The sequence below is a fragment of the Syntrophomonas sp. UBA5494 genome, assembly GCF_002426325.1.
This window is the reverse complement of the sequence record NZ_DIPG01000124.1, coordinates 12,334-22,532: the sequence shown is the minus strand read 5'-3', so window position 1 is coordinate 22,532 and position 10,199 is coordinate 12,334. Positions and strand designations below refer to the sequence as shown.

The 10,199-nt window shown below is 52.9% G+C and carries 11 protein-coding genes; 10 read left to right on the top strand and 1 reads right to left on the bottom strand.

The window, feature by feature from the left end:
- The 6 genes from carB to B3W37_RS13855 all read left to right on the top strand — a co-directional run.
- On the top strand, window positions 1–1,659 hold a 1,659-nt coding region (gene carB / locus B3W37_RS13880), incomplete at its 5' end, for a carbamoyl-phosphate synthase large subunit (protein WP_483176157.1).
- A gap of 36 nt (window positions 1,660–1,695) precedes the next feature.
- Entirely contained in the window at window positions 1,696–2,484 is a 789-nt protein-coding gene (locus tag B3W37_RS13875) for a dihydroorotate dehydrogenase electron transfer subunit (protein ID WP_483176156.1), read from the top strand.
- Between the two features lie 150 nt (window positions 2,485–2,634).
- A complete protein-coding gene (locus tag B3W37_RS13870; RefSeq protein WP_483169240.1) occupies window positions 2,635–3,579 on the top strand; it encodes a dihydroorotate dehydrogenase in 945 nt (314 codons plus the stop codon).
- 173 nt (window positions 3,580–3,752) lie between these two features.
- Complete coding sequence (gene pyrF, locus B3W37_RS13865; RefSeq protein WP_481038447.1) at window positions 3,753–4,481, top strand: orotidine-5'-phosphate decarboxylase; 729 nt, start codon at window positions 3,753–3,755, stop codon at window positions 4,479–4,481.
- Entirely contained in the window at window positions 4,475–5,050 is a 576-nt protein-coding gene (pyrE, locus tag B3W37_RS13860; protein ID WP_481038448.1) for an orotate phosphoribosyltransferase, read from the top strand. The genes pyrF and pyrE overlap by 7 nt, the downstream gene beginning before the upstream one ends.
- A gap of 26 nt (window positions 5,051–5,076) precedes the next feature.
- Window positions 5,077–5,370 (top strand): hypothetical protein, encoded by a 294-nt coding sequence (locus B3W37_RS13855; RefSeq protein WP_483169242.1) that lies wholly within the window; start codon window positions 5,077–5,079, stop codon window positions 5,368–5,370.
- Window positions 5,371–5,436: 66 nt separating this feature from the next.
- On the opposite strand, the gene B3W37_RS13850 is transcribed toward B3W37_RS13855, so the two are convergent.
- Window positions 5,437–7,218, bottom strand: a complete 1,782-nt coding sequence (locus tag B3W37_RS13850) for an Rqc2 family fibronectin-binding protein (RefSeq protein WP_483169243.1) — start codon at window positions 7,216–7,218, stop codon at window positions 5,437–5,439.
- Window positions 7,219–7,354: 136 nt separating this feature from the next.
- Between B3W37_RS13850 and B3W37_RS13845 the strand changes: the two genes are divergently transcribed.
- The 4 genes from B3W37_RS13845 to B3W37_RS13830 form a co-directional block, all read left to right on the top strand.
- On the top strand, window positions 7,355–7,789 hold the full coding sequence (locus B3W37_RS13845) for a hypothetical protein (protein WP_483176155.1): 435 nt from the start codon (window positions 7,355–7,357) through the stop codon (window positions 7,787–7,789).
- A gap of 238 nt (window positions 7,790–8,027) precedes the next feature.
- The gene (gene dapB / locus B3W37_RS13840; protein WP_483169244.1) at window positions 8,028–8,825 is read left to right on the top strand and encodes a 4-hydroxy-tetrahydrodipicolinate reductase; all 798 of its coding nucleotides are present in this window, start codon (window positions 8,028–8,030) and stop codon (window positions 8,823–8,825) included.
- 214 nt (window positions 8,826–9,039) lie between these two features.
- Window positions 9,040–9,954, top strand: a complete 915-nt coding sequence (dpsA, locus tag B3W37_RS13835; RefSeq protein ID WP_483176154.1) for a dipicolinate synthase subunit DpsA — start codon at window positions 9,040–9,042, stop codon at window positions 9,952–9,954.
- Window positions 9,955–9,969: 15 nt separating this feature from the next.
- Window positions 9,970–10,199 (top strand): flavoprotein (locus B3W37_RS13830; RefSeq protein ID WP_483176153.1); only part of this gene is annotated, 230 nt, incomplete at its 3' end.

Here is a 10,199-nt window from a genome sequence, read left to right as displayed (position 1 = left end):
CTGGTGGATACCTGTGCGGCCGAGTTTGATGCCGAAACCCCTTATTTCTATTCCTGCTACGAGGAGGAGAATGAAGCCATCCACCAGGACGGCGACCGCAAGGTTCTGGTCATCGGCTCCGGACCGATCCGGATCGGCCAGGGCGTGGAGTTCGACTACTGTTCGGTGCACTGCGTGTGGGCTTTGCGGGAGGCGGGCTTAAAGGCCATCATAGCCAACAACAACCCCGAAACCGTCAGCACCGATTTTGACACCTCAGACCGGCTGTATTTTGAGCCGCTGGTTTACGAAGATGTGATGAATATTATCGAGGAAGAGCGCCCTGAAGGCGTGATTGTGCAATTCGGCGGGCAGACTGCCATCAACCTGGCCGGGCCGTTGTCCAGGGCCGGGGTAAAAATATTTGGGACCAGCAATGAGAGCATCGACAGGGCTGAGGACCGCAACCGCTTCGATACCATGGTGGAGCAACTGGGCATTCCCCGCCCGCCGGGGAAAACGGTATTCCATCCCGATGAGGCCGTGAAGGTGGGCGCTGAAATCGGCTACCCGGTTCTGGTTCGGCCTTCTTATGTTCTCGGGGGCAGGGCCATGGAGATCGTATACAGTGAAGACGAACTGCGTGAATATATGCAGACTGCGGTCAAGGCCAGCCCGGAGCATCCGGTTCTGGTGGATAAATACCTGCTGGGCAGGGAGATCGAGGTGGATGCAGTCTGTGACGGCAGCGAGGTCCTGATCCCCGGTATAATGCAGCACATCGAGCGGGCCGGGGTGCATTCCGGCGACAGTATGGCGGTTTTCCCGGCTCACAGCCTAAGTGATTTTATCCGGGATAAGGTGGTGGATTACACGATTCGCCTGGCCCTGGAATTAAAGGTCAAAGGCCTTATCAATATTCAATTTGTTGAATATGAAGACGAGCTCTATGTTCTGGAGGTTAACCCGCGTTCCAGCCGCACCGTGCCTTTTGTCAGCAAAATCACCGGTATTCCAATGGTCAAGCTGGCCACGGAGATTATGCTGGGCAGAACCCTTGGCGACCTGGGCTACCCGGGGGGGCTTTATAAAACCCCCGCTTTCTACGCCGTAAAAGTGCCGGTGTTTTCTTTCAACAAACTGCATCAGGTGGACATCAACTTGGGACCGGAGATGAAATCCACCGGAGAAGTACTGGGAATCGCTCATAACCTGAACAGCGCGGTCTACAAGGGCCTGCAGGCAGCAGGAGTGGAAGTCAAAGGGGCCGGCGCCATGGTGGCCACCGTATCTGACAAAGATAAAACCGAGGCTATCCCGGTTATTGCCGAGTTCGCCAGGCTGGGGTTTAAGATCACCGCCACGGAAGGAACCGCCCAGGCCCTTGAAGAATACGGAGTGAAGGTGCAACGAGTTAAGAAGCTCAAAGAAGGTTCCCCCAATATCGTCGATCTGATTCGGGAAGGTCAGGTGGATGTGGTGGTAAACACGCTTACTCAGGGGCGCAGGCCGTTCAGCGACGGATTTCATATCCGCCGGGCTGCAGTGGAATTAAATGTGCCCTGTTTAACCTCTCTTGACACTTTGAAGGTGATTCTGGAAGTCTTAAAAGGGAATGAGGAGGCCAAGCCTCAGGAGGTGCAATCCTTGCAGGAATATGTGGCCGAATTCCGCCAGTAAAGATTTGATGGTATGATTAGACTCGGAGGTAAGATAATGCCTGCTGTGGAAAAAGGATTAGTTGCAGCCCATCAAAAAGTGGGCCACCACTTATATGAAATCGAGATTATAGCCCCGCAAGTCGCCCGGGAGGCACAACCGGGACAATTTGTGCATCTTCGCCCCGGTCAGACTCACGACCCCCTCTTGAGAAGGCCTTTAAGCCTCTATGATGTGGACAAGAAACTCGGCAGCATCACCCTGCTCTACAAAGTGGTGGGGCGGGGCACCGAGCTGCTGAAGAAGATCGGGAGCAGGGAGCATGTGGATATCATGGGGCCGTTGGGGAAAGGATTTACTCTCCCTGCAGCTGGAAAAAGCGCGCTGTTAGTAGGCGGAGGAGTGGGCATAGCCCCGCTCGTATATTTAGCCAGGGTCTTGCAGGAGAAGGGACACCCTGTTGAGGCCGCCTGCGGGGCGGCATCCCGTAGCGAGGCCGCTGCCTTTGAACGCAAGTTCAATGAACTGGGTATTCAAACCTGGCCGGCTACCATGGACGGCAGCCTGGGCTATAAAGGCACAGTGGTGGGACTACTGCAAGAACAGCCGCAATTTGCCGGGGTAGACATGATATATACCTGCGGTCCGGAAATGATGATGGAAGCCGTGACCGTTTTTGCCCGCCGGCACAGCATCAGGGGGGAAGTGTCGCTTGAAGAAGCCATGGCCTGCGGCGTAGGCGCCTGTTTGGGCTGTGCCCGCAAACTCAAACCCGAGGATGATGATTATGTGAAGGTTTGCAAAGACGGGCCGGTTTTTGACATGGATTTGCTGTTTCAGCATTAATGACCGGATAACCGGTCATTAATCTGTGAGGACTTAAAGGGGACGTATAGTTTTTGCCAACACCGTGATTATATTGTATTGCAACTATTTTAAGCTGTGGTTAGGCCTTTGTTAAATTTGGGTTAAAAAAACTTGATGGGAGGGCCGGCTTTGAAGAAGGATTTGGCCGTATCGGCGCCATCCCTGGATCTATCAGTCAACCTGGGGGGCCTGATGATGAAAAACCCTGTAGCGGTGGCATCGGGAACCTTTGGCTACGGCTTTGAATACCAGGATTATGTTGATCCCGCCTCGATCGGGGCGGTGATTGTAAAAGGAACTACCCTGGAGAAGCGCATTGGCAATCCTCCGCCGCGTATATGTGAGACTCCGGCCGGCATGCTCAATGCCATCGGGCTGGAAAACCCCGGGGTGGAGGCTTTTGTGTCTTTCCATCTGCCCAGGCTGCGGCAGGGAGGAGTGACGGTGGTAGCCAACATCGCCGGCAACACCGTGGAGGATTATGAACAAGCCGCCGCCATCATAGGCAGGCAGCCGGGAGTGGCCGCAATTGAACTGAATATTTCCTGCCCCAATGTCAAACAGGGCGGCTTGCAGTTCGGTACCGATCCCGCTATGGTGGAAGCGGTGGTAAGGGCAGTAAAAGCACAGACTGCGCTGCCGGTGATTCCCAAGCTGTCGCCCAACGTCACCGATATTGTGGCTATTGCCAGAGCTGCCGAGCGGGGCGGCGCTGATGCCCTGTCGATGATCAACACCCTGCTGGGCATGGCTGTGGATGTGAAGACTCGCCGGCCGGTTCTGGGCAATGTGTTTGGCGGTTTGTCCGGACCGGCCATCAAGCCGGTGGCATTAAGGATGATCTACCAGGTTTACCGGGAAGTGGCCTTGCCTATCCTGGGCGGCGGCGGTATTGTCAATACCAGTGATGCCCTGGAGTTTATCATGGTTGGGGCCCGGGCCGTGTCGGTAGGCACCGGGTTGTTCGTCAATCCGGCACTGCCGTTGGAGATCAGCGAAGGAATCAAGCAGTATTTGCTGGAACAAGGTCTGAACAGCATAGATGAACTGGTGGGAGCGGCCCATCGTATCTGACCTTCAGAACTGCGGGCGCCGCCCCTTTGTGCAGTAAAACGCAATTCCTGTGGATTACTGTGAAATGAGAAAAGCTTATAGGATTAAACAGGCTGGTTAAAACCGTAAGAGAGATTTTCTCAACATCTATCGAGCTGATTCATACTTAGATTAATGCAAGAGGAGGAAAAGCTTTGCAGGCTAAAGACCGCATTATTCTGGCCCTGGATGTGGATACCAGGCGCCAAGCCCTGACCCTGGTGAAAGAGTTGGCTCCGTATGTAGGAGTTTTTAAAGTGGGTATGCAGCTTTATAACAGCACCGGACCCTCCATTGTCTCAGAAATCAACGACTGCGGAGGTCAGGTTTTTGTAGATCTAAAGTTCCATGATATACCCAATACCGTAGCCGCCGCGGGGCGAGTCATGACCAGACTGAACTGTGCCATGTTCAATATTCATGCCGCCGGGGGGCGGGCCATGATGAGCGAACTGAGCCGTGAGGTTAAGCAGGAAGCAGCGCGGCTGGGGGTTCCGCTCCCATTAACACTGGCGGTGACGGTTTTGACCAGTATTGCCCAGCCAGATCTGGAAAGTGATATGCTTATCTCCGGTTTGACCGTGGAACAGGTGGTGGTTAAGTGGGCCCTGGCGGCCAGGGACTGCGGCATCGGAGGCGTAGTCTGCTCACCGCGGGAGATCGCCGCCATCCGTACCGCCTGCGGAGCGGATTTTAAGATTGTGACCCCGGGGATCAGACCGGCCTGGTCGGAGGCCAATGATCAGAAGCGCATCACCACACCGGCACAGGCGGTTGAGCTGGGAGCTGACTACATAGTCATCGGGCGGCCCATCACCGCAGCGGCGGATAAGGTGGCAGCAGCCCAGAAGATTATAGAGGAATTGGAGGCAGCAAAATGCTAGAAAAAACACAGGCTATAGAGATATTCAGCCAGGCCGGAGCCTTATTAGAAGGGCATTTCCGGCTCACCTCGGGACGGCACAGCAATCAATACATGCAGTGCGCCCAGGTCTTAAAATATCCGGCATTCACAGAACAACTGGCCCGGCACCTGGCCGAGGTCTTCAAAGATGACGGAGTGGAATTGGTAATTGGACCGGCTATGGGAGGCATCGTGGTAGCATATGAGGTGGCCCGCCAGTTAGGGGTTTTAGGCATGTTTACCGAAAGAGAGAATGGCCAGATGGCCTTGAGGCGCGGTTTTAGCATCGAGCCTGGTCAGCGCATTCTGGTTGTGGAAGATGTGGTGACTACCGGAGGTTCAGTTAAAGAGGCTATAGAAGTTGTCGAGAAACTGGGAGGACAGGTGGCAGGTGTCGGGGTTCTGGTGGACCGCAGCAATGGTTCGGTGGACTTCGGGGTGAAACAGGCCGCGGTCTTGTCTCTGGACATAACCTCCTGGGAGGCCGAGGACTGCCCGCTGTGCCGGGAAGGCAAACTGCCGCTAGTAAAGCCTGGCAGCCGGGCTTAGGCTGACATGCTGTAAGGTGGATAAAGATGAAGGTATATCTAAACGGAAACGAGATGCAGTATAAAGAAGGCGGCTATGAATACGTTTTCATGAAAACTTATCAGCGCAGCCAGACCGAAGTGGTGAAAAAGGATTACGGCCAGCTGACCCTGCAGCTGTATGACAACGGGGTGCAGATTCGCACCCTGGCCACCGCTAACGAGGTTTCCACCCTCGTCAATCGGGACGTGGCGGTCGATGAAGTCAAAAAAAAGATCTATATTCTGGAACCCGGCAATAAAGTAACTACCAATCCAGACGGCTCACTTAATATAGAATAATTTGGAAGGCGTGGATGACTGGAAAACACGGAGGAAAGTCTTCCAGGCGACCAGGAGCGGCCAGGTCTAGGTCACGGGTGTTTTGACTTCGGACTGAAGCAGCTTGGCCAGGCGGTTTTCCTGGGGATTGATGACTATGGTCCAGTAGTTGTCGTAGATGACCATACCCGGTTTGGCGCCGCCGGGCTTGCGCACCTGGGAACGAAAGGTGTAGTCCACCTCAACCTTTTCCGATTGGCGGGCTTTGCTAAAATAGGCGGCCAGGAGTGCGGCTTCCTCCAGGGTGGCGTCGGGCAGTTCCTGAATGGATTTTATTTTTCGGGGCAGGCGCACAATCACATGCGAACCGGGTATGTTTTTGGTATGCAGCCACAAATCGTGGGGATCGGATTGTTTCAAGGTCAGGTTGTCATTCTGGCGGTTATTGCGTCCTACCAGGATGTCCAGCCCGTCGCTGGAGAGATACCGGCGCGGCATGGTGCGCGGTCCGGACGACTTTCTTCCTTTTACTTTGTTCCTGCCGTTCTTATCCCTTTCCAGCTCTTCGCTGATCTCCTCCATATCATCTGTACTTTCAGCTTGCTGAATAGACAACAGGACTGATTCCAGATAATCTATCTCCAACTGATTGGCAGCCATGAGGCCTTCCAGGTGGGCGATAGTTTTGCGGCTCTTGTTGTACAGCTTAAAATAGCGCTGAGCATTCGTAATCGGGCTGAAGCGGGCATCCAAAGGAATCACTATTTTTTCACCGGAAGTATAATCCTCCAACACGGTTTCTGTCATGCCTTTCTCCAGTTGATAGGAATATGCGGTTATCAATTCACCCCAGATCTTGTATTGCTCCTGGTTGCGGGCCGCGGTCAGGTCGCCTTCCTGGTAAAAACGCTTCTTGCAAGCCTTATCCAGAATCAGTTTGATGTGGCGCGACAGGTTGGTCTTCCATGATTCCAGCCGCAATGCGTCTAATTTGGCGGTATAATATTGATCGCAGGCAGTATTGATAGAATCAAAGGCCCGGGTGGGGGCGGCACTGATGGGATATGCGGCGAACTCAACCGGGTGGCCGTCCTGATATGAAAGAGTAGGCTGTGCCGCTCCGCTCCGCACCGTTTCCAGCAATACCTTCACCTGATGGTATAGTTTGCCCAGCTCATATTCTCCGCATTGCGCTGCCGGCAAAGTGGGGTTAATGCCTGTCATCAGGCAAATCTCGCGGGCCGTAAAAGGGCTCACCCCGGAAAACAGGCTGAACAAGGCCTGTGATACGGCGGTTTCATCCTGAGCCCAGATGCCGCGGCAAAAGCTCTCGTACTCTGTTTCCAGGGGATTGAGTTTGTTCTGGCCGGGAGGTGCTATATAGGGCTTTCCCGGCAGCACTTCCCGGTAAGAACTCACATCGCTGCCGAATTTCTTAATGGCGTCGATTATAATCCCGGTTTCGGGGTTGATGAGGATAATATTGGAGTGCCGGCCCATGAACTCGCAGATTAAACGCCTGATAGTCCATTCGCGGAAATCATCCAGAGCCTCGATATCGACCATCACCATGCGTTCAAAGCCCAGCTGTTTTACGGCTCTGATTTTCCCGCCCTCAAGATGTTTGCGCAGCAGCATGCAAAACGCGCTGGGACGGGGCGGATTGGCCTTGCGGCTGGCAGTCAGATGCATCCGTGCCCAGCGCGGATTGGCTGAAAGCAACAGCCGGTGGTTGCCCCCTTGCAGCATGCGGATGGAAAAAACCAGCTCGTCTTTTTCCGGCTGGTGGATTTTGTCAATACGGGCTCCGGCCAGGGCCAGGTTTAATTCTGCGGTTATGGCTGCGATGGTGAATCCGTCAAAAGGCATTTTAAAACCCTCACAATCTGTTTGGTAAATAACGGCAAAGCGGTTGATTGTCGATTTTCTCTGACCAGAATATTTAAATAATAAGAGGAATACCACAAGGAACAGAGAACTAAAAATATAACTAAATGGCCGGGAGGTGATCACTACGTCTCAGTTGGTAGTCAGTCTATACAACAATATTTTGGAACAGGTAATGCAACTGGAGAGTTCCAAAAAAGAAATCAGCACCGAGATACTGCTTGCGCGCGAAGAACGCAAGCGTCTGGCCTTGATATATAATTTTCTCAGTTATGACTTGAGCAAACATGAGCTTTTGGAACAAGCCGCGGTCATTGCACTCACCAACCGCGAGAAACTGGTACTAGACCACCTGAATCGGCTTTACTACACGGTTGAGGAACAGGAAACCGTAGAAAAGATCAGGCATGAGATTAAATGCACCCAACGCTTCATGAAAGTGGTCAACCGTGCCAAAGACGAAAAGGCTGCCCTGACTTTTTCCGAACGGCGCATGGTACAGGAAATCATAAAATTTGTAGTGGCCCAGGCCAGGCTTTATAATCAGGTCTAAAATACCATAGCCATACAATAATCAGCCCGGGAGCCTAGCCCGGGTTTTTTATTTTTTCGTGAAAATAGGCCGGCGCAACTGTCGATCGGGCCAGGGCGTCATCTCATCATTCCTGCCGGGACGGGGAAGCAACCGGCCAGCCCCGTTGTTCATGTTGATATAGCAGATTATAACAAATCTTGACTGCGGTAACAAAATATATAAAACTAAATGCTAGGAAATAATGGGAGGTTGAAGTATGTCAACACCGATAAAGGTTATTATTGTCGGCGCTCTGGGCAAAATGGGGCGGGAAACCGTCAAAGCCCTGGAGAACAGACTCGACATGGCAATTGCGGGCCTGGTGGATGTAATGCATCCCGGGGTTTCTTTTGCCGAACTTACCGGCATAGACTGCGGTCTGGATCTGGAGAATGACCTGGAAGGCTTGATCGCAAAGGTTAAACCCGATGTTATGATTGATTTTACCAACCCTCAGGCGGTTTTCAATAACACCCGCCGGGCTTTAGCCTGCGGGGTGAACTGTGTGGTAGGCACCACCGGTCTTAACGAAGCGGAACTTTCCCAATTGGAGCAATTGGCCCAGGCCAACGGAACCGGGGTGGCAGTAATCCCCAACTTCGCTATCGGGGCGGTCTTAATGATGAAATTCGCCCAGGAAGCAGCCCGCTACCTCCCCGATGTAGAGATTATAGAAACCCATCATGATCAAAAAATGGACGCCCCCTCGGGTACGGCCTTAAAGACTGCAGAGATGATCAATGCCAACCGGGGCATACAACCTCCCAGGAACTCCCGCGAATTTGAGAAAATACCCGGCAGTCGAGGCGGCAAGGCGGGAGATATCCGCATTCACAGCGTGCGTCTGCCCGGTTTTGTGGCTCACCAGGAAGTGATCTTTGGCGGGCCCGGACAGAGCTTGACCATTCGCCACGACTCCTACGACCGGGTTGGTTTCATGCCCGGGGTAGTGATGGCAGTGCAAAAAATCGTAGGGATAAAAGGACTGGTTTACGGCATGGACGCCCTGATGTAAGTATGAGTTGCTGGCATTTCTGGCTATATTTAAAAAATAAACCCACCATGTCGCTGGAATTGCACCAGCGACATTTTTTTGTCCAGCCACCCTTAAACGGCCTTATTGCCTGTTTTAAGGCCAGCCAGGGCCGGTTCCAGACAGGCACCAGTTCTGATAAGTACACATATAATGCTAATAATTGTAGCCACTACATCTATAAAGGAGGAAGACAGTGAGTTCAGTGTTGTCTGGAATAAAAATTGCCGTATTGGGCGGAGATGACCGGGAAGCGATTCTGGTGCACGAATTGGTGAAAATGGGGGCTACGGTTACAGTAGCCGGTTTTCCCCGCGATATGGTCTGCCATGGCGCCCTGCCGGTGAACACTGTCGAGGACGCATGTAAGGAAGCGGAAGTCGTTATCATGCCTCTTCCCGGAACCAACCCCGAGGGGGTCATCCGCGCGGTATATACCGAGGAGCCGCTGCTTTTAACCTATTCGGCTTTGCAGATGCTGCCTGCCCATGCCCTGGTCATTATTGGTTCCGCTCGTCCCTACCTCAAGGAATGGTGTGAGACCCTAAACCTCAGTCTTCTGGAAATCGCTGAAATAGATGAAATCGCCATACCCAACTCAATTCCCACTGCTGAAGGTGCTCTGCAGATAGCCATAATGGAGAGCCGCATAACCATTCATGGCAGTAAGTCTTGTGTCATAGGATTTGGACGCGTCGGCATCACCCTGGCCAGATACTTAAAGGCGCTTGGCGCAGAAGTAACCGTAGTGGCGCGCAATCAGGGGCAGCTAGCCAGAGCCCAGGAGATGGGATGCCGCCGGGCTGAGTATGATCAGCTCAAGCAGATCATGAAGGACAGTGATCTGGTGTTTAATACGGTTCCGGCCCTTGTTCTCACTGCCGAATCTTTAAAACATGCCAACCCCAATATGGTTGTTATCGACCTGGCCACACAACCCGGCGGAACTGATTTTGAAGCCGCCAATAATTTTGGTCTTAAAGCCATTTTGGCTCCGGGGCTTCCCGGCAAGGTGGCTCCGGTCACCTCAGGCAAGATCCTGGCCGAGGTTGTACCTAGATTGATTGTGCAAGAAATGTCCAGGTTGGGCGAACCCCTGCTCCTGGATTGAACGGAGGTGAAAAATGTGAACACTGTACTGGAAAAGCGGCTGGACAATATCAGAATCGGAGTGGTTGTAACCGGGTCGCATTGCACCGTTGGGGAAATCATGCTCCAGCTCAAGAGACTACGGGAGGCAGGGGCAGAACTTTATACCATTTTTTCATATACCGCCGACCAAACCGACAACCGTTTTTACCGGGTGGATGATTTAAAACAGGAAATCCATGATATCACTGGACGCGGCGTTATTAA